Genomic DNA, 26,239 nt, shown 5'->3' with positions numbered 1-26,239 from the left:
TATACGCAGGGTTCCAGAGGGGCGAAGAGGTGTGAGATGAAAGGATTGATTCAGCGGGTGAGTCACGCTCGGGTGGATGTCGCCGGGGAGTCGGTCGGTGCTATTGATCGCGGCCTACTGTTGCTGCTGGGCATAGAGGCCCGGGATACTGCTGAGGATGCCGACAAACTGCTGCATAAGGTGCTGAACTACCGGGTATTCCCCGATAAAAGCGGCAGAATGAACTGTAACCTGCAGCAGGCCGGTGGGGGGCTGCTGGTGGTCAGCCAGTTTACCCTGGTGGCGGAGACCGGGCGCGGCCTGCGCCCCAGCTTCAGCCGTGGCGCCAGCCCCGGGCAGGCCGAAGTCCTCTACAACCACTTTGTTGCCCAGGCGCGAATCCGGTTTGCGCCCGTGGCCTGTGGTGTGTTTGCCGAGGACATGCAGATTACCCTGGTCAACGATGGTCCCGTGACGTTCCTGCTGGAAACCGGTTAACCCGGTTGGCAATGCCGGGACACCACGCGAGCAGGCTGTGAAAAGAGCTGTGGGGTCTCTAGCATTTTTCTAACACAACGTGCCTGCCTACTTCTTCGCCCGCTTGCGCATATTCTCCTGCAGAATCTTCTTGCGCAGGCGGATATGGTTGGGGGTTACCTCTACCAGTTCATCCTCTTCGATAAACTCCAGAGCCTGTTCCAGTGTGTGGCGAATCGGTGGGGTAAGGGTAAGGGCCTCGTCTGTGCCGGCGGCGCGGATATTGGTAAGCTGCTTGGCCTTGGTAGGGTTTACCGCCAGGTCATTGCCGCGCGAGTGGATGCCGACGATCTGGCCCTCGTAGATGTCCTCTCCGTGGCCAAGAAACAGGCGGCCGCGATCCTGTAGGGCGTAAAGGGCATAGGCGAGGGTTTTGCCGTTGACCATGGAGACCAGCACGCCATTGGTGCGTTTGCCTACCTCACCCTGTTTTACCGGGCCGTAGTGGTCGAATATGCTGGTCATAATGCCGGAGCCGCTGGTGAGGGTGAGGAACTGGCTGCGAAAGCCAATCATACCGCGGGAGGGCACGATAAACGTCAGGCGCACGCGGCCTTTACCGTCCGGTTCCATATTGGTCAGCTCCGCCTTGCGCAGGCCCAGTTCTTCCATAATCGAACCCTGGTGCTGGTCCTCAACGTCGATGACCACAGCCTCGTAGGGCTCGTGGATGTCGCCGTCCACCGCCTTCTGCACTACTTCCGGGCGGGACACACCCAGCTCAAAACCCTCCCGACGCATGGTCTCGATCAGCACGGACAGGTGCAGTTCGCCACGGCCGGAGACCTTGAACTTGTCCGGGGAATCGCCTTGTTCCACACGCAGGGCCACGTTGTGGATCAGCTCCTGCTCCAGGCGCTCGCGGATGTTGCGGGAGGTGACAAACTTGCCGTCCTGGCCGGAGAAGGGGGAGTCGTTCACCTGAAAGGTCATGCTCACGGTGGGTTCGTCCACACTCAGGGCGGGCAGGGCTTCCGGGGTGTCCGGGTCACACAGGGTGTCGGAGATATTCAGTGCGCCCACACCGGTGATACACACAATGTCGCCGGCGCTGGCCTGCTCCACTTCGGTGCGCTCAAGCCCCAGATAACCCATCACCTGCAGTACCCTGGCCTTGCGCGCCTTGCCATCGCGGTCCAGTACCACCACCGGCTGGTTTGGCTTGAGGGTGCCGCGGGTAATACGGCCCACGCCGATCACACCCACATAACTGGAGTAGTCCAGCGCGGAGATCTGCATCTGGAAAGGGCCGTTGAGGTCCACTTTGGGAGGGGGTACCTTATCCAGAATCAGCTGGAACAGCGGGGCCATATCGTCCGCCATAGCGGTGTCATCCAGGCCGGCAATGCCGTTTAAGGCGGAGGTGTAAACCACGGGAAAGTCGAGCTGCTCGTCGCTGGCGCCGAGGTTGTCGAACAGGTCAAAAACCTGGTCCATCACCCAGTCGGGGCGTGCGCCGGGGCGGTCGACTTTGTTGATCACCACAATGGGCTTGAGACCCTGCTCGAACGCTTTCTGGGTGACAAAGCGGGTCTGTGGCATGGGGCCGTCGACGGCATCCACCAGTAGCAAAACCGAGTCCACCATGGACAGCACGCGCTCCACCTCGCCTCCGAAGTCGGCATGCCCGGGGGTGTCAACAATATTGATGCGGTAATCACGCCAGCGGATGGCAGTATTTTTGGCCAGTATGGTAATGCCGCGCTCTCGCTCCTGATCGTTGGAGTCCATCACCCGCTCTGCGTCGGCGTCGCGGCGATCCAGTGTGCCGGACTGCTGCAAGAGCCTGTCCACCAGCGTGGTTTTGCCGTGGTCTACATGGGCAATGATGGCCACATTTCTTAAGTTGTTGATAATATTGGACATTTACTGCATAACACCTTAAATAAAACAGAATTTGTACACAGCAATGTACACATTCGTAACGCTATCTCCTGCAGGAGCCAAACGGAAAAGTTGCCAATTATAGCCCCAACTTTTGATAACGTAAGAGGTGGCTTACAAGCGCGATTCTGTCTCGCTCCTGCACGAAGAACACGGGGGCCCCCGGTCAATGGGCGCGTTGAGGATGGTATTGTGGTAGGTGGCTATCTGCAGCGGTAATGCCTCCTCCATCCCGGGTTCACACTGGCCTGGAGCAGGTGCAATACAGGCTGTGAGCAATGCATGACCTGTGATCTGGAAAGGGGATTCTTGTAACGGGGATGAGGTTACAGGCTATGCATTGCAGAATGGAAATTTGCCTATACCACCCTACATAATTGGGCCTGAACCCAGAGCGCACGCCTTGGGGAGAGATAACTGCCACAACAGGGTCAAACTGCGGCAAGTTAATCCCGTTTCGTGATGATTTTGAGGTCGCTGTGCAGGGTCTGATGGACCGGGCACCGGTCAGCAATTTGTAATAGACGATCCCGTACCTCATCGGTCAAATCGCCGACCAGGGTGACCACTCTGTTGATCACTTCAATTTTCTGTGGGCTGGATTCGCAATCCTCGCAGTCACGGGCATGTTCGCGATTGTGGCTCAAGTGCACCGAGACGTCCTGCAGGGGAATTTTTTTGTGCCTGGCATACATGCGAATTGTCATTGATGTGCAGGTGCCGAGTGCCGCCAATAAGTGTTCATAAGGATCGGGGCCAAGGTCGTTGCCACCCATTGCCGTGGGTTCGTCGGCCAGCCATACATGGGAATCACTGATCACTGTGCGGGTAAACTGCCTGTTCTTTTCTTTAACCAGCACATGTCCGCTGGGTATGGCAGAGTCTTTTTGTTCAATATTCTCCGGTTCCTCAATATATCGTGTTGCCCAGGCGGCCAATGTAGTTGCAACATACTCGGCATCCCTGGCCTTGGTCAGTAAATGATCGGCGTTATCCAGGCTGATGAAACTCTTGGGATGTTTGGCGCTGCGGAAAATTTTTTCAGCTTCGTGGATCGATACTGTGGCATCCACTGGAGAATGAAATATCAGCAGGGGTTTTTTCAATTTTGCAATTTTTTCTGACTGGTAGTGGTTATCCAGGTCATCCAGAAACTGTTTTTTAATGGTAAAGCGCCTGCCGGCCAATGTTACCTCCGCCACACCCCGGGTATTGATCTCATCGAGCTTGCAGCCAAACTGCTTCACGACATGGTGCGGGTCTGCCGGGGCACCGATGGTGACCACCCCTCTGACCTCTGGCATCGAATGGGCGGCTGCCAGAGCCGCAGCGCCCCCCAGGCTATGGCCAATTAATAAAGAAGGGGCACGGTAGTGATCGCGCAGGAAATTGGCAGCCATTACCAGATCATTCACGTTCGACGAAAAGTTGGAATTGGCGAAGTCACCATCACTGCCACCGAGCCCGGTAAAATCAAATCGCAACACGGCGCAGCCCCGGGTGACCAGTGCACGCGCAATGCGTGAGGCCGACACCACATCCTTACCGCAGGTAAAGCAATGGGCAAACAGGGCAAAGGAATGTGGGTTGACATCAGGCATCTCCAATAGGCCCGCCACCATCAATCCATCCGTAGCAGCAAACTCCAGTTTGATGCGTCTGCCCATGGTACTTTCCCTCTTTATTTGTTGGCAGATCCTATTCTACAGTACCGCCGCTGATGTTTACTATAGAACAGCACGGCGCATCTGCGGCTTCCAATCGAGCCGGATATTCCGGGAGGCAACAGGGTGTAGTCCTGAGTGCTTTGACGGTAGGGCATAGTGGCAGGGACTTTTTCGGCAGCTTTGCAAAAGGGTTGGAATGCGCATCGCCCTCTGCCAGCCTATAGCGCAAATAAAACCTGGGTTTTATAGGCATCAAAAACACCCACGGAATCCCACGGCGCCATACAGTGTAAATCTTGAGGGTATTCTAGTCATCAGTATTCTTTTTCTTTTTGAAATTGTGTGCGGGCATCAAATACCAGAGAACGCCGGCTATTAAATATTGCACAGGGATATTGCCGATCAGATTTGCCAGTTCAGCTCGATCAGCCAACACCATTAACAACATAATGGTGGCATAGACCAGGTTCAACCAGATGGTGAACCAAATCAGGCTGACATTGGCGGCAGGATTCTCCGCGGCGAGAAACAGAAAAACACCCAGTGTTGCGAATATGCCCATCAAAATCTGCTCATACTCAGGCTGCGGTGGTGTCCATCCCCATCCAGCAGGCCATATCCATACCATCATCGGGTAAATGGCAAAAATAAAAAATAGGCCTATAAGTTTCAACGCAATTGGGAGATACTTTATGCGGGTTAGGTCATCCATACGTTCTCCGGTGTAGTGTAAAAATGACTGGGTATTTCAATGACACCTGCAGTTTCTTCCTGGGTTAGTCAGCGAATGCACAATATGCTCATGCGCCTGTCACCGGTATCACCAAGAAGACGGTGTATGGAATTCCCGCCCGGTAAAACCCTAGAATTTGACCATGCAGCTACGGATGTCCCCGCACGCGCTAATGACGGGCACTAAAAGCGAACTCGGGGATTAGTGTATAGTCTCCCGCTTCGGGATCACACAATATCTAGAATGCCCAATCCCGACCTCCTGTCAGTAATTCTGATCGTCCATCGGACAGTGGTTTACCCTGGACGGATTATCAATGACAGCCCCTAGGGATAAAACACCAGGGGCATGGGCTTTTTGGGAAGGGCCCGGGAAAATATCAGGTCACTGCACGCTTGCCCATCCTGAAGGGACTTATTGAGTGATCAGGACCTGGGTGGTACAGGTCTGTGGGTGTGGGGAGCTGAAACCTGCCGTGACTCCATTCGATTTGGAGCTTGTTTACTTCGTGAGTCTCGCCGACAACCTCAGCGCTGTCTTCTCCCTTTCAGAAAACACATCCCAATGTCTGTCCTGGATTGCGCCCTCCAGGGAATACAGATAATAACAAACGGGAAGTTGTTTTTCCGTATTTTTCTCCGAGAGCCATCGATAGGCTTTGGCCGAACCGAGCTTTCGCAATTCGGCTTCATTGGTGATACCAATTTGATACAGCCTGGATGCCACGGTTTTTCCAATGTTTTTTAACTCTAAAAGTGTTCTGTTTGACATTGCCCTATCCTTGTGCCGTTTCACCACGCTAAGAATCGCCACATTTTATAGTTGCATTCGAATGTGAGTGGCACTGAGAAGTGCCAACTGAATGTGCATTTTTTAAAGGGGCAACTGCGGTTTTTCTAGGCGTACATGCCTGGAAATATAGGCACCAAAATGATCTTATTGGATTGCATTCGGTTTTCTTCAGGGGTAAAGCGGCGTAAAATCCATAGTTATTGATGAATATTTGGGCCAGTTTCTGCGCACCAATAGCGCAAGAGGCCCCAAACCCCCAGGCATTTTTTCAAAGCGCCATTCTTTCCACAGGAGAACGGTAGTGTGACCTAAGCGTAAGTAAAAGGCGCTGACCCAAGGTGGTAGGACACCAAGGGCCAGCTAACCAAATTGATAAGTGAACTATCAAAATGGCTATATGGATAATACGCTAGAAGCCCGCTCGTCTTCAATAAAGCGGAGTCCCTGCAGGTACCTGGCGCGGTTGCCCAGGCTTTGGGAGCGTTGCGTCCGCCGGTTCTGCTTTACCGCCTACCGTTCCCGTGCACCTCCCCTGCCTTGCCTTCAATCGTTTTTTTCCAGGTGTCCCCCTCTCTAAAAATCACCCCGGGATTTGCGACCCGGAAGGAAAGGCTTATGTTGGTGGTAAAGCGCCGGCCAGGCGAGAACCTCAGAATTGGAACCCATGTTTCCGTCACCGTATTGGGTATTTCGGGTAACCAGGTGAGAGTGGGCATAGAGGCCCCCAAATCCACGCCTGTGCACCGGGAGGAAGTGTATCTGCGCATCCAAAAGGAACGGACGCTGGACAATGACAACCGCTGAGCAATGGATTTTTCCGGTAGGGGCGACCCGACAGGGATCTCAATGGCCTGGTGAAGCCACAATGCTCCATGAAAAAATAGCCTTTCGATGCAGGGCTATTCATTGAGTGGGGCGATGCGCCGGATATGATTTTCACTGACTATGCAGAATAGGCGCATAAGGGTGATCCTCTTGCGGGTGGAGAAAATGGTATCCGTTGGTTTTGGTTGGAGAAAAAACAAACCTTCAAAAAACCAACCACCAGGCAAACTGCGGAAGCTATTTTTACAGAAATTTGCCAATTGCTTGGACCGGGTCCAAAGAAATCCATAGTGCCGGATTCAGAAATGCTGAACGCCAAGGAAGGATAACAGCCATCAGTGATGGCAATGCCCTGGCAGGCTGTTGAACGTATCGTTATACAGGGACCTGAGGTTGCTTGAAATTGATTTGGATCAATTGCCAAACCTGCGCCCAGCCGGAAATTTTCCTCCAAACATAACCCTGAAAGTAGCGGCGGCCTGCCTGGCCGCCGTGGTGGGCTGATGAAATTCATTGCCTGTAGAAATTCAAACCGTGGATGACTGTGCCGGACAGTCCCGTTGACTCCGCGATTATTGTTTGCGACTCAGAATGAGAAAGTTTATCATTCGTATTTATTAGAAGTATCGTAACAGGAATCCGGAGTAGGCCATGCCCGCTTATCATCGCACTTTGCTGTCATCGGCGATTTTTGCCGCAGCCCTGCCAACCGCCTTCGCGGCCGAACCCCTGGCCGAGGGGTCCTTAAATGACGTTATCGAGGAAACGGTGGTTGTGGGCGTGCGCCAACGCCTGTACGACGCCGGTACCCTGCTGGACGCCATCCAGAAAACCGAGGTGGTGGATGAAACCCGCATAAAGGCCATGCAGGCGGTCAACCTGACCCAGGCCATTGAGAAATCCCCCGGCGTGCGGGTCTCGAACGAGTGCTCCATGTGCGGCGTGAAGCGCATTATGCTCAACGGGATGCGCGGTGAGCATTCCACCATCCTCACCGATGGGATCCCCCTGCACACCATGATGGCCGGCTACTATGCGGTGGACGCCCTCGCCACTACCGGGGTGGAGCGTATCGAAGTGGCGCGTGGCGCCGGTGCTTCGCTGCTTGCCCCCGAGGCCATTGGCGGCACCATCAACGTGATTTCCAAGGAGCCACAGGAAACCGGCTTCAATATCAACGCTTCCTGGGAGGATAACGACAGCTTCTTCGTCGGTATGATGGGCAGCCATGTCAGCGACGATGACCGCACCCGCACCAGCCTGGTGTACCAGGGTGACAAGCATCACCAGATGGACAACGATAACAACGGCGTCAGCGAAGCCCCGTTGCAGGAAAATACCAGCTACGTTGGCCGTGTCTCCCATGATTTCACTGAACGCGACAACCTGGTGCTGCGCCTGGCCTACACCGACTCCACCATCTTCGGCGGCCCCCAGGGCTATAGCATCGGCACAGTGCTGCGGGGTTTTGACGGTGTGGAATCCGAGCACCTGTTCGAAAATGACGATGTACGCGCCAAGTTCACTGGTAAACCCTGGGAGACCACCGAGTGGATCGATACAGAGCGCACCGAGGTTTCCGCCAACTGGCTGCGGGAATTCAGTGAACACTACAATGCCATGGTCACCCTGGCCTGGTCTGAACACCGACAGGATTCCTTTTACGAGGGGTTTGACTATGCGGCGACCGACCACCTCTTTTACTTCGACTGGCGCAACAACCTGATAGTGAGCGAGGCGCACACCCTGACCTTCGGTATGGATTTGCGCGACGAGAAAATGCGCTCCGATTCCGTTGCGGGTGCCGGGAGCGCCGACTATGTGGAGGACAGTTTCGACTACCGCACCGGTGGCGTCTACCTGCAGGATACCTGGCAGGTGTCGCCACAACTGGAAGTCGCCGCCGCGGTGCGCCTCGACAGGGTGCGCGCCGACTTTGTGGCGGAGGAAAAGCCCGGCACCGAGATTGAGGAGACCCTGCTGGTTCCACGGATCGATATGCGCTACCTGCACAGCGACCAATGGACATCGCGCCTGGCCTTTGGCCGCGGCTACCGCGCTCCGCTGTCTTTCTTCGAGACCGACCACGGTATTCTGGATGCCGGTGATGGCTTTGCCATCGAGATCGACAAACTGGAAAAGTCCCTCTCCGCAACCTACGCGCTGAGCTACGAGGGTGAACGCCTGAGTGGCACCCTGTCACTGGCACACACAGCCGTGGAGCATTTGGCTGCACTGGGAGAAACTGAAAACGGTGTGCCACTGCTGACACAGATGCGCGAAAGCGCGGTTGTCAGCGCTGGGGATATCAGTCTCGGTTACACCCTGAATGAGGCACTGAAACTCGCCGTTACCCTGGAAGGCTACGACTATGATCGCATTTTCAAGGAATCCTACGCCATAGCGCCCATCGAACAACGGGCGCTGTTCAGTCTGGACTATGGCAGCGGCCCCTGGATGCTATATGCCAGCGCCAGTTGGGTGGGCCAGCGGGACTTGGGGGATTACGGTTATGAGGGTTACAACCAGCCTGGCAGAGAGCGCAAGAGCGACAGCGCGGAAAGCTACTGGACCCTGGATATGAAGGTGGCCTTCGACGTGAGTGAAAACCTGAACGTGTATGTCGGCGGCAATAACATCACCGACTACACCCAGGTTAACGATGCGGAAACCCCGCTGTTCTGGGATGTCGGCGGCGCTTACGATGTGGCCTATATCTACGGCCCGCTGCGCGGCCGGGAATTCTATCTGGGCTTTGACTGGAACTGGTAGTAGTGCGCCGTTTTTTACCCCTGTTCCTGCTGTTTACCCTGTGCATACCGGCCTTTCCCGCTGCTGCGCAGGGCGCTTCGCTTTTGGATCTGACACTGAGAGACCTGGCCAGCCCCGGGCGTATCAGCCTTGCGCAGTACCAGGGGCAACCAGCGTTGATGGTGTTTTTTGAACCCGAGTGCCCCTGGTGCTTTCGCCAGGTGCGAGTGCTCAATCGGCTGTTGGCCCAATGCCCCGGTCAGTTTCAGCCCCTGGCGGTGGGCACCAACGGCTCCCGCAGGGCACTGATGGCGGAATACCGCAGGCTGCGCCCGGATTTTCCCGCCTTCCAGATCAGCAGTGCGCTGCTCGATACAGTAGGTACTATTCCCGCCACACCTTTCACCCTGCTGATCGACCGCCACGGCGCACCCGCGGGCTGGCTGAGGGGGTTTTTGCCCGAGGAGAAATTGATACCGGTTTTGGCGGCGCACCTGGGGGTTACTTGCGGCAGCTAACTGGTGTACAGGCCACCGTGCCCCGCGGCCCGCACGAAACTTCTCCCGGTGTGAATCCTTAGCGGGGTTATTTTCCGGTTTTGCCCACTCCCGCCTTCTCCTGCCGATGGGGCCTTTGCGGCCGGTAGACGCCCACATTGCGGTAGCCCTCGTCGAGCAGATGGGAGGCGTGCAGGCGGCTCATCACACCGCGGGCGCAATACAGCAGGTATTCCTGCGCCTGGTCCAGTTGGGCAAAGCGGTTGTTGAGTTGGTAGAAGGGAATGGTTTGTACTGCACCGTTTTCCAGTTCCAGCGGGTCCAGTTCCTCTTCGTCCGGGTGGCGGATATCGATCACTACCGCACTGCCGGGTTCCTCACGGATATCCACCTCCGGCGCCTGTCCGCCTACTTCTTCGATCACCTCGTCGATGTTCTGGATCACGCGGTTGCCGATGGCGCGATCGAGGACAGTGAAGTCGAAGCGGTTCTCCTCGCTTTCCACTTTCTCGATTTTGGCGCGGGTGGTGGGCTTTACCGAAATCACGCCGCAGTATTCTGGCATATTGGCGGCAAATTCTTCTGTGCCGATTGCCCGCGCAGTCCTGATAATGTCGGTCTTGTTGCTGGCAATCAGCGGGCGCAGCACCAGGGTATCGGTGACGCTGTCGATGACTGCGAGATTCTTCAGGGTCTGGCTGGAGACCTGCGCAATGGCTTCGCCGGTCACAAGTGCATCCACTTCCAGCTCTTTTGCCATCACACTGGCAGCGCGCAACATCATGCGCTTTAGGATCACGCCCATATAGGAGTCATCGACCCGTTCGAGAATTTCTGCCACTACCTCGTCGAAGGGCACAGTGACAAAGCGCACCCGGTGAGAGGCGCCGAACTTGTTCCACAGATAATAAGCCACCTCCTTAACACCCAATTCGTGCTGGCGTCCCCCCAGATTAAAAAACAGGAAGTGGGTGCGGATACCGCGTTTGATAGTCAGGTAGCTGGCCACGGTGGAATCGAAGCCGCCGGATACCAGCGACAGCACCGGGTCCTGGGTACCCAGAGGGAAGCCGCCGAGACCGGGGTGCTGCTTCTCAATGACATTGAGTTTGTCGTGGCGGATCTCCAGTTTTACCGTGATATCCGGATTTTTCAGTTTTACCCCGGCCGCTTCGGTGTTCCTGTTGAGGCCGCCGCCCACATACTGCTCTACATCCAGGGATTGAAACTCGTGTTTGCCGCTGCGCTTTACGCGCACGCAGAACGTCTTGTCCTTCAGTGCTGGGCCCCACACCGGCAGGGTTTTCTCGTAGATATCGTGCAGGTCGCCCAGGGGGAACTGGCGCACACGGGAGAAGTTGGCGATGCCGGGCGTGTTGGAGAGTACCTCCTCGATGCGATCACCCAGGTGGGCCACGGCGTCCGGGGCAATCACGTCGATCTTTTCCCAGTCCTTGCGCACCTGGATACGGTCGTCCAGTTGTTGTAGCAGGCGCTGCAGGTTGTCTTTCAGCTGGCGCGACATACGTTTGCGCACGGGATTGCTCTTGATGGTGATCTCGGGGAAAAACTTGACGACAAAGTGCATGGGAATTCGCCGGGTACTGCTGTTGATAGAAGATGCGACAGTATAAACCAGGCGGAGGGGACCGGGAGGTGCACTCAAGTGGTGCGCCTGTTGGCTCGGGATGTGCCATACTGGTGCACTTCTCGGTAGCTGCCCGGCCATAAGGCATCTATCCTGCCTCAGCCGGCCCGGCGACCGGGACCGTCGCCGTCAGGGCGTGGATGCCCTGATTTGGCACACTCCTTGCTTCATTTCACGCCAGGTACAGCGTGAATGCCGGCAGCAAAAGGCATAGCGACCAATTTTTTTCAAGACCTGGAGGGCTGCAATGTCAGTGAAAACGCTCGATTTGATCAATGAAAGTGAAGCCAAGTGGGTAGACTTGCGCTTCACCGATACAAAGGGAAAAGAACAGCATGTTTCCATCCCCGCGTCGGAAGTGGATGGTGAGTTCTTTGAAGAGGGCAAGATGTTCGATGGTTCCTCCATTGCTGGCTGGAAAGGGATCAACGAGTCCGACATGATTCTGATGCCGGATGACGAAACCGCTTTCCTCGATCCCTTTACCGACGAGAGCACGGTCATTGTGCGCTGCAATATCGTTGATCCCGTCACCGGTCAGGGCTATGAGCGCGATCCACGTTCCATCGCCCTGCGCGCCGAGGAGTACCTGAAGTCCACCGGTCTGGGTGACACAGCGATGTTCGGGCCGGAGCCCGAATTCTTCGTATTCGACGACATCACCTGGGGCGCGGAAATGGGTGGGGCCTTCTACAAGATCAATTCTGAAGAGGCGGCCTGGTCTTCCGGACACAGTTTTGCCGAAGGCAATATCGGTCATCGCCCGGGTATCAAAGGGGGCTATTTCCCGGTGCCGCCGGTGGATTCCCTGCACGATGTCCGTGCCGCCATGTGTTCCGCCATGGAGCAGATGGGCCTGCATGTTGAGGTACACCACCACGAGGTGGGTACCGCCGGCCAGTGTGAGATCGGGGTTGCCGCCAATACCCTGACGAAAAAAGCCGATGAGGTTCAGATTCTCAAGTACGCCGTGCACAATGTTGCCCATGCCTACGGCAAAACCGCTACCTTTATGCCCAAGCCACTGGTTGGTGACAACGGTTCGGGCATGCATGTACACCAATCCTTCTCGAAAGGTGGGGTCAACCAGTTTGCCGGCGACACCTACGCCGGCCTGTCGGAAACCGCTCTGTACTACATCGGCGGTATTGTGAAGCACGCCCGCGCCCTGAACGCGCTGTGCAACGCCTCCACCAACTCCTACAAGCGTCTGGTGCCCGGTTTCGAGGCGCCGGTGATCCTGGCTTACTCCGCGCGCAACCGCTCGGCGTCCATCCGCATTCCCTACGTGACCTCGCCCAAGGGCAAGCGCATTGAGACCCGCTTTCCGGACCCGACCGCCAATCCCTACCTGGCTTTTGCGGCACTGCTGATGGCGGGCCTGGACGGGATCAAAAACAAGATCCACCCCGGTGATGCCGCAGACAAGGACCTGTACGACCTGCCGCCGGAAGAGCTGGCCGAGTACCCCACAGTGGCCGACAGCCTGGAGGGGGCCCTGGACGCTTTGGACAGGGACCGCGCTTTTCTGATTGAGGGGGGAGTATTCACCGATGACGCGATTGATGCTTACATCGAGCTGAAACGCGAAGAGGTTGAGCGCCTGAACATGACCACCCACCCGGTGGAGTTTGATATGTACTACTCCGTGTAACGGCGACTGCGCACCGAGAGACTGTCGACCGCTTGGCGAAAAGCCCGCACTGCCCTGGCGCGGGCTTTTTTAATGGGGGTACACTGTGAACTGTGAATAGGGCAGCTTTCGCGCTGTCGTTTCAATCACGGTGTTGGGTTCTTGGCGGTGGCCGATTGTCCCGACTGGTTGCGCTCCGTCACGGGGCCTGTAAAGGGAGCATCCGCAGGTTGCGGTTGATCATCGCTATGGGAATTCCAAGACTGCTGCAGATACTGTTGCTCGCTGTGCCTCTGATGGTGTCTGCTGGCCCCGATGGCAGTAAAGAATCCGGTGCCATTTACAAGATCGTCGGCCCGGACGGCCAGGTGACTTTCAGTGATACCCCCCCGGTAGACAGGCAGGCAGAGAAGGTGGAGCTGGCGCCTATCAATATCCAGCCCATCACCCTGCCGCGTCCGTTGCCGATGCGCAAATTGTCCCCAAAGGCAGACAGCGGTGCGGGAGCGGGCCTGGGCCCGGTCTCTATCCGCATAGTCAGCCCCCAAGATGGCGCCACTATACCGCCGGGACAGCGCCTGGTTGCCCTGCAGGTGGACGTGCAGCCAGTCTATCCAGACGGCGCTCGTTTCTTTGCAGTGATCGACGGCCAGCCCTGGCGCGGCAGCTCCAGTGGTTCCGCCCTGGATCTCTCAATGCTGGAGCGCGGCAGCCACAGTGTGCAGGTGGTCCTCACCGATGCCAATGGCCGGGTACTGGCCCAGTCCCCGGCGATCACCCTGTATGTGCAGCGCCCCAGTGTCAACCTGCCCGCCAGGTAGGGGTGTACCGGCACTTGCAAAGCAGGCCGAAGGCATTCCCAACCCACACCGCCGCTAGCGCTGGCAGCGGAGTCTCCGGCATCCGGGGCCGTCCCAATCATTTCCTTTTGGTTGAATTTTGAACTTTGCACCGATATGGTGCATTCTCGCATTCGGGCGTTGTGTCGGGCTTCTTCGGAATGGGCATCGTGACGGGCTTAAAAAACGACACTGGCTGTAGATATCCCCAGGCAGGGATGACTTTAGGGCTATCCCTGTCCCCGTGCGCCATTTTGGTTTGCTTTTTGCACTGACCAAACTCAAGAGCTTGTGACACCGCGCGCAGAACACGGCGCCGGCTTGTGAATTGAACTGGAAACGACTGAATGCTGAATGACCGCCAGCTGCTGGACAACCTGACTTCCGCTGTGCTGATGTTGGATAGCGAATTGTCGCTGCGCTATCTGAACAATGCCGCCGAGGACCTGCTCAGTGCCTCCAGCGCCAGGGTCATCGGGTTGTCGCTGGATGAGGTGGTGCGCGAAACCGGCTCCTGGCAGGCTTTGCGGGAGGTGTTAGTAAAGGGGGAGAGGTATACGGTGCGCCGCGCCCATTGGCACCTGCACAACCGGGAAATGCGCATCGTGGACTACTCGGTAGCCCCGGTGTCGGAGCTGGGAATGCTCTTGGTTGAGGTGCAACCGGTGGAGCGGCTGTTGCGCATCGCGCGTGAGGATACGCTGTACAACACCCGCGAGACCACGCGCAACCTGGTGCGCGGCATGGCCCACGAAGTCAAAAACCCCTTGGGTGGTATTCGCGGTGCTGCCCAGCTGTTGCAGCGGGAGCTGCCGGACCCTGCCCTGAAGGAATATACCCAGGTCATCATTGAGGAGGTGGATCGCCTGCGCCAGTTGGTGGATCACCTGTTGGGTTCGCGCCAGCGCCTGAAGCTGATGGCCACCAATGTGCACGAGGTGCTCGAACGGGTGGCGCAACTGGTGGATGCGGAATGTGAGGGCAGGCTGCACATTTGCCGCGACTACGATCCCTCCATACCGGAAGTGCCGGCGGATCGCGAGCAGTTGCTACAGGCTCTGCTGAATATTGTCCGCAATGCCATGCAGGCTGTTGGCGAGGATTCCGGCCTCACCAGCGGTGAGATTGTTTTACGCACCCGCATACAGCGGCGTTTTACCATCGGTCGACGTCTCTGCCCACTGGTCTGCTGCATTGAGGTTGAGGACAATGGCCCTGGCATTGACGAGGCGCTCAGGGAGCAGATTTTCTTTCCCATGGTTTCCGGGCGCGCCGAGGGCACGGGGCTGGGGCTCTCCATCTCCCAGAACATCATCAACCAGCACGGTGGCCTGATCCAGTATGACAGCCGCTCCGGAGGCAGTGTGTTCCAAATCTACCTGCCACTTTCATCCAAATCCGCCAATACAGGGTGCTAGAGCATGAGTCATCGCGTTTGGATCATTGACGACGATAAATCGATCCGCTGGGTACTTGAGCGGGCGCTCTCACGGGCGGGGATCGAAACCCGGTGTTACGAGAATGGCAACCGCGCTTTGGAGGATTTTTACAACACACCACCGGATGTGGTGATCAGTGATATCCGCATGCCGGGCGCCGACGGGTTCAAATTACTGCAGCGCTTTCAGGAAGAGTACCCGTCGCTGCCCATTATTATCATGACAGCCCATTCGGATCTCGATAGCGCGGTGGCCGCTTACCAGGGTGGGGCATTTGAATACCTGCCCAAACCTTTCGATATCGACGAAGCTGTGGCGGTCACCCGACGCGCGCTGCTTCACACCAGCAGCCAAGGCCGTGGAGAACCTGTGGAGTTGGCGAAGGGTTCAGGTGGTGGGGAAATGATCGGCGAAGCACCGGCCATGCAGGAGGTGTTTCGCGTTATCGGGCGCTTGTCCCATTCAAATATTACCGTGTTGATCAATGGTGAATCCGGCACCGGCAAAGAGCTGGTGGCGCAGGCTTTGCACAATCACAGCCCGCGCAGGGATAAACCGTTTATCGCGCTCAACATGGCGGCGATTCCCAGGGACCTGATGGAGTCGGAACTGTTTGGCCATGAGAAGGGGGCCTTTACCGGTGCGGCTTCCCTGCGTGCCGGGCGCTTTGAACAGGCCAATGGCGGCACGCTATTTTTGGATGAGATCGGCGATATGCCGGCAGAGACCCAGACGCGCTTGCTGCGCGTGCTGTCGGACGGGGAATTTTACCGTGTAGGTGGCCATACGCCGGTAAAAGTGGATGTGCGCATCATTGCCGCCACACACCAAAACCTGGAAGCATTGGCACTGCAGCACAGATTCCGCGAAGATCTCTTCCACCGCCTGAATGTTATTCGCATCCATATTCCCAGGCTCGCCGATCGCCGCGAGGATATTCCCAGGCTGGTGCGCCATTTCTTTGATGCCGCCGCCAGGGACCTGGGGGTACAGCCCAAGATCCTGACGCGGGAGGCCGAGGATTGTCTCTCCGCTTACGACTGGCCCGGCAATGTGCGCCAGTTGCAAAATACCTGTCGCTGGGTCACCGTGATGGCCTCCGGCCGCGAGGTGCACAGGGAAGATCTCCCTCAAGAGTTGTTGTGCCACCAGGGTACAGATGCAGAATCGTCGCTCGACTGGGAAAAAAACCTGCGGGTTTGGGCGGACCGAGCTCTCACTGCCGGGCGGCGGGATATCCTCAGCGAAGCGGTTCCCGCCTTTGAGCGGGCACTGATTGAAATTGCACTAAAGCACACCGCCGGGCGCAAACGGGATGCAGCAGCGCTGCTGGGTTGGGGCCGCAATACCCTGACGCGAAAGCTCAAGGAGTTGGAGATTAGCGCTGTGGAAGCAGGCCCGCAATAACCATCCGCTGTGCCGGCTTGGTTGTTGCCGTTTTAAAAAACGTATCCCGGGCTGCCCTCGCTATGCCCTGTATGCACTTCTGTGAGCCGATCACGCACGACAGTCCGTACAAAAAAACTGTTCGTCACCGAGTCGCATGGCGGTCAGGCAGCCACCCCAAACACAGCCTGTATCCAGGGCATATATATTTTTGGTATTTGCGCGCCCTTCCAGGGCGGCCCAGTGGCCAAAAAGGATTTTGTCATCCCGGGTTTTTCTATTGGCAAAACTGAACCAGGGTTTGTATTCCCCATGGGCAGCCAGTGGACCGCGCTTGGTGACAAGATCCAGGGTGCCATCCGCTTTACAAAAGCGCATGCGGGTAAGGTAATTGGTGATGGAGCGCAGCCGCTCGATACCGAAGAGGTGATCATTCCAGCAGTGCGGCTCATTGCCGTACATACCGTAGAAATAAGCCTTGGCCATAGATGTATCGGCAAGGGCCCGGTGCACTTCACGGGCCAGTTCCCCGGCTTTTGTAATACCCCAAATCGGTGGAATACCCGCATGTACCATGGTGTAACCTTTCCTGTGTACAAGCAGGGGCAGGTTTTGCAGCCAGCTGAGCAGCTTGTCCGCATCCTTGGCCTGTAGCACCCGGGTTAAATCCTGTTCCTTTTTTGAAAGCCGTTTGGCACCGTGGGCCAGTGCCAGCAGGTGCAGGTCGTGGTTGCCGAGCACTGCGGTGACCTGGTGCCGGTGATCGTACAGGAAACGCAGGGTACCGAGGCTGTCGTCCCCGCGGTGCACCATATCCCCGGCGATCCATAGTTTGTCGCGGTCAAAGCGGAATGGAATGTTTTTTAACAGGCGCTGCAGCGGTTTGTAGCAGCCCTGAATATCACCAACGGCGTAAGTGGCCAATGTATCTTCCCATCATGCCCTATTTGACGCTTATTCCGGGTTGCGTTCAAAACAGGTGTTTGCCAATTGTACAAAATCCCCCACGCTGAGTGTCTCCGGTCGGCGACTCATATCCAGTGGCACTGATTCTGGCTCAAGTTCCGGAAACAGGGGTTTCAGGGCATTGCGCAGCGTTTTGCGGCGCTGCTGGAAAGCGGTATTGACGATTTGTCCCAACAATCTTTCGTCCTTGGCGGAACAGGGTGGGGGGCTGTGGGGGGTGAGGCGTACAATGGCGGATTCCACTTTGGGCGCTGGCCGGAATGATCGCGCGGGTACGGGGAAAAGCCCCTGCACACGACAGTGATATTGCGCCATGACACTCAGGCGGCCGTAGGATTTGGTGCCCGGTGTGGCGCTCAGGCGGTCCACGACTTCCTTTTGCAGCATAAAGTGCATGTCCTGCACCTTGCCTTTGAAACTGAGCAAGTGAAACAGCAGTGGCGTGGAAATATTGTAGGGCAGGTTGCCGACTATGCGCAGAGCACTCTTTGCCGCAATGCTGCCAAAGTCGAACTTCAGGGCATCCTGCTCGATAACCTGAAATTGCGGATATTCCCTGAACTTGAATTGCAAGAGAGGAACCAGGTCCCGGTCCAATTCCACAGCGGTCAGGCTGGGGCAGTGCTGCAGGAGCAGTTCGGTGATGGCGCCCTGGCCGGGACCGATCTCGACAAGCCTGTCTGACGCCCTGGGTGCAATGGCGCGCACTATGCGCTCGATAATCGTTTCGTCAATCAAAAAGTTTTGCCCGAAGCGCTTGCGGGCCTTGTGCTGGAAAAAGTTGTCCATCAAATAATCTGTCGTTCAAGGTGTCATTAAGGGCGGTGAGTTATTGGGGATGCCGTGTGGGCTGTCAGGGTTTCTGGAGTTTTGCCAACTGAACCGCCTCGGACAGGGCCGCCATCAGGCTGCCATCACTGGCGCGGCCTGTACCGGCAATATCCAGCGCTGTACCGTGATCGACGGAGGTGCGTATAAAGGGCAGGCCCAGTGTGATATTGACGGCGCTGCCGAACCCTTTGAATTTTAACACCGGCAGTCCCTGATCGTGGTACATGGCCAATACGGCGTCGCAGCGGGCCAGTTGGGGTGGTGTAAACAGGGTATCGGCGGGTAGGGGACCGATCAGGTGTAAACCCTGTGCGCGCAGTCTGGTCAGTGCGGGCTCGATAATCTCCAGTTCCTCCCGTCCCAGGTGGCCGCCCTCCCCGGCGTGGGGATTCAGCCCGCATACCCCGATACAAGGTGAGTCTATACAGAACTGGGTGCGCAGGCTTTGGTACAAAATCCCGATAACCTGCTCCAGGTGCGAGCCGGTAATGGCAGTACTGACATCTTTCAGGGGGAGGTGCGTGGTGGCCAGGGCGACGCGCAGCCCTTTGGCGGAAAGCATCATAACCACCTGCCCGACACCGGCCAGACCGGCAAGGAATTCGGTATGCCCGCTAAAGGGGATGCCGGCGTCATTGATGATCCCCTTGTGCACAGGACCGGTGACCAGGGCATCAAAGTGCCGTCCGAGGCAACCCCGCGTGGCTGCTCTCAGGGTTTCCAGGACATACGGTGCATTGGCGATATTCAGAACACCGGGCAGTCCCGGCTCCGCCATGGGTACCGCCTGAACATAGAGATTGCCGGGCGGTGTCTCAAGGGCAGGGGATTGCGGGGTAAAGGGCAACAGTTGCAGGGGAAGATTTGCGTTTATCGCCACCTGGCGCAGCAGCGCTGGATCGGCGACGGCAACCAGCTGCGCTGCACTGCCCCGTTGCGCCAGTTTAACTACCAGCTCCGGACCGATGCCGGCCGGTTCGCCGGGCGTGAGGGCAATTCTGGGTATCATCGAGCTGGCGGTTTCCTAAGCGCATCAACAAACCCGTTCAAGGGGCTGGCTTTGCCGCAATACCGGGCCTTTACCGTTGTTCACTGTCAGAACTGGCTTCTTTTTCCTCAGACAGTTTGATTTCCACATAGGCCTGGTCGCGAATTTCACGACGCCAATTCTGCAGTTCCTCTTCGTAGCGACGATTGCGCAACAAATTGGCGGCCTGATTGCGGATATATTGGTCCGTCATATCCTGCTTGCGGCGGCCCTCCACCATCAGGATGTGCCAGCCAAACTGGCTGCGAAAGGGCAGGCTGATTTCACCGATACTGGTCGTGTTCATGGCCTGGGTAAACTCGGGGACGAATTGCCCGGGCATGGACCAGCCGAGATCGCCACCGGAAAGCATGGAGCCAATATCTTCTGAGTTTTCGCGCGCCAATTCGGCAAAGTTCTCACTGGCCATGGCTTCTTTACGCAGCCCGATCAATTTGTTGTAGGCTTCGTCGTCGGTGAGAATGGCGGAGGGCTTGAGCAGTATATGGCGCACCTTGGTCTGCTCAACCAACTGCTCACCGGCGCCTTTCTGGGCGTGGATCTTGAGTATGTGAAAACCGGCATCACTGCGGAAGGGGTCAGTGACCTCTCCCACCTTGAGGCCATTGAGCGCATCGGCAAACAGGGTGGGCAACTCTACGGTTTTGCGCCAGCCCAAATCGCCACCGGCAAGGGCGTTTTGCCCGGCGGAGTTGGCGATGGCGAGCTGGCGGAAGTCGGTGCCTTCGCGGGCCCGTTGCACCAGTTCTTCCGCCTTCTCACGGGCCTGTGTGACCTCACTGGCGGGGGCACTGGAGCTGATGGGTATCAGGATATGGCCGAGTTCATACTGGGGGGAGCGCCAGAAAGCCCCTTCCTTGGAGCGGAGAAAGTTGTCGATATCCTGTTCGGTGATTTGAATACGCCGGTTGACACTGCCCTGCTCCACGCGGCGAATCATGAGTTCCTGGCGGATTTGCTGGCGAAAGTTTTTCATGCTCATGCCATCTGCGCGCAAGCGCTGGCGAAATGCTTCCGGACTGACCCCGGCATTCTGCTGTACCCGGGCGATCGCCTGATCAAGTTCCGCCTCGGAAATGGTGACGCCGGCCCGGGAAGCCATTTGCAATTGCAGCCGCTCTATAATCAGCTGCTCCAGTACCTGCCGGCGCAGAATATCCACCGGAGGCGCCTGCATCTGTTGGGCCTGAATCTGGGCTGTAATCGTATTCATGCGCTGCACCAGCTCGCTGGCCATTACGACATCGTCGTCGACAACTGCGACCACCTGGTCAAGTGTTTGTACCTGCGCTGTGACAGGGCCCCCGATCAGGACGCAGGCAGCGAGCATGGAGGACAGGATGAATGTCGAGGTGACTTTCTGCGTTATTCTCTTCACGGTTTCAGCTCTTCTCTCTGGTCAAAGTTGGCGATCCCCTGGGTCAGTATTTGGGTAACGGTTGCGCCGAAGCCGGCCAGACCTTTCAGTTGTATCTCGAGAAAGACACCCTCGTCGTACTCCAGATCCTCTGCCGCCACTATCCCTGCCAGATTATTGTCCAGGGTGCGACGCCACACCAGCCGCGCACGATAGCAACAGTCGTCATATTCGATACCCGCCAGGTATTCCAGTTCCCGATCCAAAGTCAGATCATAGGCCGCGCCAGCCAGTATAGCGGTGTGGGCGCTGATGGGCAGGACGGCGGAGCTGTTCAGCTGCCGGGTGGAGGAGTCCACCTCGTTACCGTCCTCGATTACCCTGATTGCGTCATTTCGAACGTAGTTGTACCCGAGGTTAAAAATCCTGGCATCATCGTCAAAGTAGCGCAGGTTGAAGTTGCCGCGGTTGATGTTGTGCTCGGTGTCATCGTAGACAAGTTCGCTGTTAATACGCAGGGATTGCAAGGGCCGACTCTGCAGTTGAGCGGCCAGCTCGGAGCGGGGTGTATTCTCAATGAGTTCCCTCAAGCCGATTTGTGAGTTGCTCGAATAGAAGGCCTGGCCGACGCTGGCGGAGAATAATTCACGCCCACTGACGGGGTCGATAAAGCGTGTGGTCAGGCCCAGTGCAATTCGGTCGGCATCGTCTATACGGTCATTTCCGGTAAAACGGCTGTCCCGGAACAGTTGGTCATAACTGGAGGTGAACAGCGAGGTATCGTAGAGCAGGTTATTACTCAAAGGGTCGATCGGGCCAATGTTGTTAATGTCATCTCCGCTGATATCGAAAAAGTCACTCTGGTTGGCACTGCTGCTGATCAGGGCGAATAAGCGGGGCTCAAGGGTCTGGATATAATCGCGGTTGAAAAGATATCCATCCCGCTCAAAATAGAGGCCCGTGTCCAGGGTAAACTGGCCGGCGGAGGCACTCGGGGTATTATTGGCATCCTCGGGCAGGAACAGGTCGCTGACTCGGTAACCCAGGTACCGTGCAGCTATGCCGGGCTTGAAATAGCCCCAGATCCACTCCTTGTCCCATTGGAGTTCGTAATCCAGGCGCAGCCGGTCCGCGTTAATAAAATCCCGGGTTCGACTGGTTACGCTGTCGGGATCGTCTATATCCCGTATAAATGTGATTGTCTGGGTATCCTGATGATCCCATACCGTGGCTTCGTTTTGCAGGGATAACAGCCAGTCGCCCCAGCGGTACTTGCCGTCCACATCCAGGCGCGGCAATTGGGCAAAAGCATCAAAGACGTCATTTTCCAGTACCTGGTAGTCCTGCGCCCGAAGTCTGACTCGCCAGTGCTCAAAGTTGAGGCTGCCCTGTACCGTCTGGTTGACCTTGGTTTCGGCACTGATTGCCAGGTTGGCGGGGCTTAGATCGCGGAAGTAATCGGGGTCACTGACCTTGGTATAATCGATATTGGTGCGCCAGACACTGCCGCTGTAGCCTCCTGCCTGTTCGAGGCTAAACAGCCAGCGGTCCTCTCCCTTGTATGGCAGTACCAGCGCTTGCGGAAAACCCCTGTCGATCAGTTCGCGGGAGAGATCGTCGTTGCCCCCCTTGTCATTGGGCAAATCCGCTGCGCGCACAACGGTGTTGAACACGGGGCTCAGGTGGCGAAATTCGACTTCCAGGCCGGTTCCGCGGTATTGGATATAGCGCGGCGTAATAGTCGCGTCCATCTGAGGGGCAATATTCCAATAGTAGGGGATGGCAGCGTCCCAACCGTTTTCATCGCTGTTACTCACTGAGGGAAACAGAAACCCCGACATGCGGGCATCGTCTACCGGGAAGCGAAAATAGGGGAGGTAGAGAACCGGTACGCCCAGAATTTCCAGGCGCACATCCCGCGCTACCCCCTGGCTCTCGACTCTATCGATATTGATTTCACCGCCGCTCAGACGCCAGAACTCCCTGCCCGGTTCACAGCGGGTGTAGGTGCCGTCTGTCAGGCTCAGTTCGCCACTCGCCTGGCGGGCAGCGAAGGCGGCGGTGCCGTGAATAAACGCGTCGTGTACCACGTAGGTGGCGTCATCGATTGAAGCTGCGTTACTTTCTGTGTGCACCTCTGCCGTGGCGCCGCGCACCAGTAGATCGGGCTCGCGCAGTTCGATAGCGCCGCTCAGGTAGGCGGTATTATTGGCGCGATTGATCTCCACCCGGTCCGCAAACAGCTGGCGGTATCCCTGGGTGATATGCACATTGCCGCTCAGTTCTGCACTGCCGTCTTCCAGCCACATGGACTGCTCGGCAGTGGCGCGCAGCGGAGCCGTCTCTGGTGGTAGGTCCGCTCCCGGATAGCGCCTGGGAGGGGCGACAAAGGCGCCCGAGCAAATCGCTGGTAGTCTGGCTCGCATCTCTGGGGATAGTTCTGAACGGGGCAGCCAGTCCAGATACAGATAGGGGTTGTAGTCCGGATCTGCCGTGGGCGCCTGCTCAGCGTGGGCACACAGGGATTGCGCAGCGATCAGGCCGATGGTGAGGGTGCGGGCTTGCGAGTTTTTAGCGATCGCCAGCGCGAGGCGGTGCCACCGGGAGACTTCGAGCATCAAACGATATGTTCCGGCTATCTTGAGTGTGTCTTTTATTGGGATAAGCGTGCGACAGCTATCCAGCCGGGGCGCGCAACAACCTTCGCGTGATTCTACTTGAATGTAGAAGTGGTTGATAGCCACAGGGCGGGTACAGGGGAAGGGTGTATCGCCGCCGCTGGACGTGAATGGCTACAGGGTTACAATGCAGCCTGGGAAATGGGAAACTTCCGGGGTATGAAGAAGCGGTTGGCCGGTGGGATGGAAGAGGGGTATGTTGTGCGTGATGACCTGCGGCGCGAGCAGTTGGCTCGCTGGGTGGGTCGAGCCCTGGAAATGGACAGGGCTGCTGCGCTCTTCGATCTCGCCGGAGATGCGGGCTTCCGGCGTTACTTCCGCACCGGTACTGAACCCCGCCTGGTGGCCGTCGACTCCCCACCTCAGCGCACGAATCCCGCCCGCTTTGTGGCTCTAGCGGATTACCTGCGGCGCAATGGCATCCATACTCCGATGGTGATTGCGGCGGATACCGCGAAGGGCTTCCTCCTGTTGGAAGATCTCGGGGATATCCAGTTATTCTGCGCGCTCAATAAAGACAGCGTTGAGGGCCTTTACGCAGAAATTCTGAGCGAGCTGCTGTGTTTGCAGCAGATACCCCGCGAAGAAGCGCTGTTGCCAGCCTACAGCCGGGAACTGTTACTGGCGGAGATGCGTATTATGCCGGAATGGCTGGCGGGAAAAATGCTTGGCTATTCCCTCAGTGAACCGGAGGTACAGTTACTGGAGATGACCTTCCAGCTTTTATTGGAAAGTGCTGCCGAGCAGCCTCAGACCCTGGTGCACAGGGACTACCACAGTCGTAACCTGATGGTCCGGGGGGGGCAGCGCCCCGGGGTTATGGATTTTCAGGATGCTGTCTGGGGACCGGTCACTTACGATCTTGCCTCCCTGTTGCGCGATTGTTATATACGCTGGCCGCGCGAACGGGTCGTGCGCTGGGCCCTGGCCTATGCCGCCACTGCCGAATCGGCGGGGATTTTGGAACCTGTGGCTCAGGAAAGGTTCATACGCTGGTTCGATTGGATGGGCCTGCAGCGCCATATTAAGGTACTCGGCCTGTTTCCGCGCCTGTTACTACGGGATGGGAAGCGGGGATATTTGCAGAATCTACCGCTGGTGATTCGCTATGTGTTGGAAATCTCAGAACGCTATCCTGAATTGAAACCCTTTGGCGAATGGTTTGGCAGTGAGCTGCTGCCACTGATCGAGCGACAACCCTGGTACAGCGATTACCGTATGGCCGGAAGCTAGCATAGGCAGGCTACACAAAATACGTTGCAAGCACATTGTATAGATTAATGAGATGACCCAGCGCAGAGAGACTCCCCCGGCCATCGCCATGGTGCTGGCCGCAGGCTTCGGGCGCCGCATGCGCCCGCTCACGGACCAAATACCAAAACCTCTGCTGTCTGTTGCCGGAAAGCCACTGATAGAACACGCGCTGGAGCGTCTGCGGGGTATCGGTGTCCGGCTTGTGGTGATTAACCTCGGCTATCTCGGGCAAAAAATCCGGGATTACCTGGGCGGAGGAGAGCGCTGGGGGCTGGATATTCGCTATTCGGTGGAGCATGAAGAGCAACCCCTGGGGACCGCCGGCGGTATCCTCAAGGCCATGCCCCTTTTGGGGGATGCCCCTTTTCTGGTGGTCAATGGCGATGTCTGGTGTGACTTTGACCTGTCCCAGTGGGTGGCCCGACCGCTATCGAAACACTGTCCGGGACGGTTGCTGATGGTGCCAAACCCCCCGCACAATCCGGAGGGTGATTTCGGTATTGAGCGGGGGCTGCTGTCGGGTGGCTCCAGGCCCCGCTACACTTTTGCCGGTATCAGCTGGTTGCGACCGGAGATGCTCACCGACTATGCGAAATTGCGAGATTGCTTTGGTCTGGGGGAGGTGTTTACCTTGAATGAAGGCAGGTTGCAGGCAGAGTTGTACACAGGGGATTGGTGTGATGTGGGTACCCCGGAGCGCCTGGAGCAACTGCACCGCCGGTTGGCCGCGGAATACTGAGTGACTAAGGGTATTGAAATGCCAGAATACAAGATTGCCCCATCCATCCTCTCCGCCGACTTCGCGCGGCTGGGGGAAGAGGTGGAAACGGTGTTGTCAGCCGGAGCTGATTGGGTGCACTTCGACGTTATGGATAATCGCTATGTGCCGAATCTCACTATTGGTCCCATGGTGTGCCAGGCTCTGCGTGAACACGGCATCGAGGCTCCGATTGATGTGCACCTGATGGTGGAGCCGGTCGATGACATGATTCGTATGTTTGCCGATGCCGGCGCCAACTATATCACCTTCCATCCAGAGGCCTCCCGTCACCCGGACCGCTCCCTGCAGTTGATCCGCAGCCTCGGCTGCAAAGCTGGCCTGGCACTCAATCCGGCCAGCAGCCTGGATGCGGCCAAATATGTCATGGACAAGCTGGATATGATCCTGCTTATGTCGGTAAATCCGGGCTTTGGGGGCCAGAAGTTTATACCGTCAACCCTGGCCAAACTCAGTGAGGCGCGCAGAATGATCGATGCCTCCGGCTTTGATATTCGACTGGAAATTGACGGGGGCGTCAATCGGGACAACATTGCGGACATCGCCGCCGCTGGCGCCGACACCTTTGTGGCGGGGTCCGCCATCTTTGGAACAGCGGACTACGCTGAGGCCATTGGCGCTCTGCGCAGTAGCCTGGGTTGATCAATGCCCCGCGAGCGGGTTCTTGCCCACCGCTCGGGGGCTTTGTAAACTGGTACACCTTGTAAAGAGGGAATC

The 26,239-nt window shown here is 57.1% G+C and carries 21 protein-coding genes; 11 read left to right on the top strand and 10 right to left on the bottom strand.

The window, feature by feature from the left end; genetic code table 11:
* Window positions 1-36 precede the first annotated feature (36 nt).
* A complete protein-coding gene (dtd, locus tag Q5Y71_RS03540; RefSeq protein WP_306040144.1) occupies window positions 37-477 on the top strand; it encodes a D-aminoacyl-tRNA deacylase in 441 nt (146 codons plus the stop codon).
* 87 nt (window positions 478-564) lie between these two features.
* Here the strand turns inward: dtd and typA are convergent, their stop codons facing one another.
* From typA to Q5Y71_RS03520, 4 genes are all read right to left on the bottom strand, one after another.
* Window positions 565-2,373, bottom strand: a complete 1,809-nt coding sequence (typA, locus tag Q5Y71_RS03535) for a translational GTPase TypA (protein WP_306040215.1) — start codon at window positions 2,371-2,373, stop codon at window positions 565-567.
* Between the two features lie 473 nt (window positions 2,374-2,846).
* A complete protein-coding gene (locus Q5Y71_RS03530; protein WP_306040142.1) occupies window positions 2,847-4,067 on the bottom strand; it encodes a bifunctional alpha/beta hydrolase/OsmC family protein in 1,221 nt (406 codons plus the stop codon).
* Window positions 4,068-4,374: 307 nt separating this feature from the next.
* A complete protein-coding gene (locus Q5Y71_RS17495; RefSeq protein ID WP_371876990.1) occupies window positions 4,375-4,779 on the bottom strand; it encodes a DUF6632 domain-containing protein in 405 nt (134 codons plus the stop codon).
* A gap of 522 nt (window positions 4,780-5,301) precedes the next feature.
* Complete coding sequence (locus tag Q5Y71_RS03520; protein WP_306040139.1) at window positions 5,302-5,571, bottom strand: TfoX/Sxy family DNA transformation protein; 270 nt, start codon at window positions 5,569-5,571, stop codon at window positions 5,302-5,304.
* Between the two features lie 636 nt (window positions 5,572-6,207).
* Here Q5Y71_RS03520 and csrA point away from each other — a divergent pair.
* The 3 genes from csrA to Q5Y71_RS03505 all read left to right on the top strand — a co-directional run bounded on the left by csrA (window position 6,208) and on the right by Q5Y71_RS03505 (window position 9,686).
* Window positions 6,208-6,396: a carbon storage regulator CsrA gene (gene csrA / locus Q5Y71_RS03515; protein WP_306040138.1), complete on the top strand. Its 189-nt coding sequence runs from the start codon at window positions 6,208-6,210 to the stop codon at window positions 6,394-6,396.
* Window positions 6,397-7,068: 672 nt separating this feature from the next.
* A complete protein-coding gene (locus Q5Y71_RS03510) occupies window positions 7,069-9,189 on the top strand; it encodes a TonB-dependent siderophore receptor (protein ID WP_306040136.1) in 2,121 nt (706 codons plus the stop codon).
* A 2-nt stretch (window positions 9,190-9,191) separates the two neighbouring features.
* Window positions 9,192-9,686: a hypothetical protein gene (locus Q5Y71_RS03505; RefSeq protein ID WP_306040134.1), complete on the top strand. Its 495-nt coding sequence runs from the start codon at window positions 9,192-9,194 to the stop codon at window positions 9,684-9,686.
* 67 nt (window positions 9,687-9,753) lie between these two features.
* Here Q5Y71_RS03505 and thiI read toward each other — a convergent pair whose 3' ends face one another.
* Window positions 9,754-11,253, bottom strand: coding sequence for a tRNA uracil 4-sulfurtransferase ThiI (gene thiI / locus Q5Y71_RS03500; protein ID WP_306040133.1), 1,500 nt, complete (start codon window positions 11,251-11,253; stop codon window positions 9,754-9,756).
* A 307-nt stretch (window positions 11,254-11,560) separates the two neighbouring features.
* Here thiI and glnA point away from each other — a divergent pair, with 307 nt between their 5' ends.
* The 4 genes from glnA (at window position 11,561) to glnG (ending at window position 16,631) form a co-directional block, all read left to right on the top strand.
* Window positions 11,561-12,967 carry a glutamate--ammonia ligase gene (gene glnA, locus Q5Y71_RS03495; protein ID WP_301415274.1) on the top strand — a complete coding sequence of 469 codons (1,407 nt, stop codon included), beginning with the start codon at window positions 11,561-11,563 and terminating at the stop codon, window positions 12,965-12,967.
* A 227-nt stretch (window positions 12,968-13,194) separates the two neighbouring features.
* A complete protein-coding gene (locus Q5Y71_RS03490; RefSeq protein WP_306040130.1) occupies window positions 13,195-13,767 on the top strand; it encodes a DUF4124 domain-containing protein in 573 nt (190 codons plus the stop codon).
* Window positions 13,768-14,132: 365 nt separating this feature from the next.
* Window positions 14,133-15,203 carry a nitrogen regulation protein NR(II) gene (gene glnL / locus Q5Y71_RS03485; protein ID WP_306040128.1) on the top strand — a complete coding sequence of 357 codons (1,071 nt, stop codon included), beginning with the start codon at window positions 14,133-14,135 and terminating at the stop codon, window positions 15,201-15,203.
* A 3-nt stretch (window positions 15,204-15,206) separates the two neighbouring features.
* Window positions 15,207-16,631: a nitrogen regulation protein NR(I) gene (gene glnG / locus Q5Y71_RS03480; RefSeq protein ID WP_306040126.1), complete on the top strand. Its 1,425-nt coding sequence runs from the start codon at window positions 15,207-15,209 to the stop codon at window positions 16,629-16,631.
* Between the two features lie 90 nt (window positions 16,632-16,721).
* Here glnG and Q5Y71_RS03475 read toward each other — a convergent pair whose 3' ends face one another.
* The 5 genes from Q5Y71_RS03475 to Q5Y71_RS03455 form a co-directional block, all read right to left on the bottom strand.
* Complete coding sequence (locus Q5Y71_RS03475) at window positions 16,722-17,534, bottom strand: symmetrical bis(5'-nucleosyl)-tetraphosphatase (protein ID WP_306040125.1); 813 nt, start codon at window positions 17,532-17,534, stop codon at window positions 16,722-16,724.
* 30 nt (window positions 17,535-17,564) lie between these two features.
* Window positions 17,565-18,365 (bottom strand): 16S rRNA (adenine(1518)-N(6)/adenine(1519)-N(6))-dimethyltransferase RsmA, encoded by an 801-nt coding sequence (gene rsmA / locus Q5Y71_RS03470; RefSeq protein ID WP_306040123.1) that lies wholly within the window; start codon window positions 18,363-18,365, stop codon window positions 17,565-17,567.
* 64 nt (window positions 18,366-18,429) lie between these two features.
* Window positions 18,430-19,416 carry a 4-hydroxythreonine-4-phosphate dehydrogenase PdxA gene (gene pdxA, locus Q5Y71_RS03465; protein ID WP_306040122.1) on the bottom strand — a complete coding sequence of 329 codons (987 nt, stop codon included), beginning with the start codon at window positions 19,414-19,416 and terminating at the stop codon, window positions 18,430-18,432.
* A gap of 70 nt (window positions 19,417-19,486) precedes the next feature.
* A complete protein-coding gene (locus Q5Y71_RS03460) occupies window positions 19,487-20,833 on the bottom strand; it encodes a peptidylprolyl isomerase (protein ID WP_306040120.1) in 1,347 nt (448 codons plus the stop codon).
* On the bottom strand, window positions 20,830-23,430 hold the full coding sequence (locus Q5Y71_RS03455) for an LPS-assembly protein LptD (RefSeq protein ID WP_306040118.1): 2,601 nt from the start codon (window positions 23,428-23,430) through the stop codon (window positions 20,830-20,832). Before Q5Y71_RS03455 ends, Q5Y71_RS03460 begins: the two co-directional genes overlap by 4 nt.
* A gap of 219 nt (window positions 23,431-23,649) precedes the next feature.
* On the opposite strand from Q5Y71_RS03455, the gene Q5Y71_RS03450 reads away from it, so the two are divergent.
* Genes Q5Y71_RS03450 through rpe form a run of 3 tightly spaced genes read left to right on the top strand, consistent with a single transcriptional unit; the run spans window position 23,650 to window position 26,164 of the window.
* Window positions 23,650-24,723, top strand: a complete 1,074-nt coding sequence (locus tag Q5Y71_RS03450) for an aminoglycoside phosphotransferase family protein (RefSeq protein WP_306040116.1) — start codon at window positions 23,650-23,652, stop codon at window positions 24,721-24,723.
* A gap of 52 nt (window positions 24,724-24,775) precedes the next feature.
* A complete protein-coding gene (locus Q5Y71_RS03445) occupies window positions 24,776-25,483 on the top strand; it encodes a nucleotidyltransferase family protein (protein WP_306040114.1) in 708 nt (235 codons plus the stop codon).
* An 18-nt stretch (window positions 25,484-25,501) separates the two neighbouring features.
* Window positions 25,502-26,164, top strand: coding sequence for a ribulose-phosphate 3-epimerase (gene rpe / locus Q5Y71_RS03440; RefSeq protein WP_306040112.1), 663 nt, complete (start codon window positions 25,502-25,504; stop codon window positions 26,162-26,164).
* Window positions 26,165-26,239 lie beyond the last annotated feature (75 nt).

It is taken from the genome of Microbulbifer sp. 2205BS26-8 (assembly GCF_030731025.1).
Classification (GTDB): Bacteria; Pseudomonadota; Gammaproteobacteria; order Pseudomonadales; family Cellvibrionaceae; genus Microbulbifer; species Microbulbifer spongiae.
This window is presented reverse-complemented; position numbering and strand designations above follow the sequence as displayed.

Bases quoted from the DNA above. Each gene is read 5' to 3' on its own strand.
- dtd (WP_306040144.1), top strand. From the start codon at position 37: ATGAAAGGATTGATTCAGCGGGTGAGTCACGCTCGGGTGGATGTCGCC.
- Q5Y71_RS03530 (WP_306040142.1), bottom strand. From the start codon at position 4,067: ATGGGCAGACGCATCAAACTGGAGTTTGCTGCTACGGATGGATTGATG.
- Q5Y71_RS17495 (WP_371876990.1), bottom strand. From the start codon at position 4,779: ATGGATGACCTAACCCGCATAAAGTATCTCCCAATTGCGTTGAAACTT.
- Q5Y71_RS03520 (WP_306040139.1), bottom strand. From the start codon at position 5,571: ATGTCAAACAGAACACTTTTAGAGTTAAAAAACATTGGAAAAACCGTG.
- csrA (WP_306040138.1), top strand. From the start codon at position 6,208: ATGTTGGTGGTAAAGCGCCGGCCAGGCGAGAACCTCAGAATTGGAACC.
- Q5Y71_RS03510 (WP_306040136.1), top strand. From the start codon at position 7,069: ATGCCCGCTTATCATCGCACTTTGCTGTCATCGGCGATTTTTGCCGCA.
- thiI (WP_306040133.1), bottom strand. From the start codon at position 11,253: ATGCACTTTGTCGTCAAGTTTTTCCCCGAGATCACCATCAAGAGCAAT.
- glnA (WP_301415274.1), top strand. From the start codon at position 11,561: ATGTCAGTGAAAACGCTCGATTTGATCAATGAAAGTGAAGCCAAGTGG.
- Q5Y71_RS03490 (WP_306040130.1), top strand. From the start codon at position 13,195: ATGGGAATTCCAAGACTGCTGCAGATACTGTTGCTCGCTGTGCCTCTG.
- glnL (WP_306040128.1), top strand. From the start codon at position 14,133: ATGCTGAATGACCGCCAGCTGCTGGACAACCTGACTTCCGCTGTGCTG.
- glnG (WP_306040126.1), top strand. From the start codon at position 15,207: ATGAGTCATCGCGTTTGGATCATTGACGACGATAAATCGATCCGCTGG.
- rsmA (WP_306040123.1), bottom strand. From the start codon at position 18,365: ATGGACAACTTTTTCCAGCACAAGGCCCGCAAGCGCTTCGGGCAAAAC.
- pdxA (WP_306040122.1), bottom strand. From the start codon at position 19,416: ATGATACCCAGAATTGCCCTCACGCCCGGCGAACCGGCCGGCATCGGT.
- Q5Y71_RS03455 (WP_306040118.1), bottom strand. From the start codon at position 23,430: ATGCTCGAAGTCTCCCGGTGGCACCGCCTCGCGCTGGCGATCGCTAAA.
- Q5Y71_RS03450 (WP_306040116.1), top strand. From the start codon at position 23,650: ATGAAGAAGCGGTTGGCCGGTGGGATGGAAGAGGGGTATGTTGTGCGT.
- Q5Y71_RS03445 (WP_306040114.1), top strand. From the start codon at position 24,776: ATGACCCAGCGCAGAGAGACTCCCCCGGCCATCGCCATGGTGCTGGCC.
- rpe (WP_306040112.1), top strand. From the start codon at position 25,502: ATGCCAGAATACAAGATTGCCCCATCCATCCTCTCCGCCGACTTCGCG.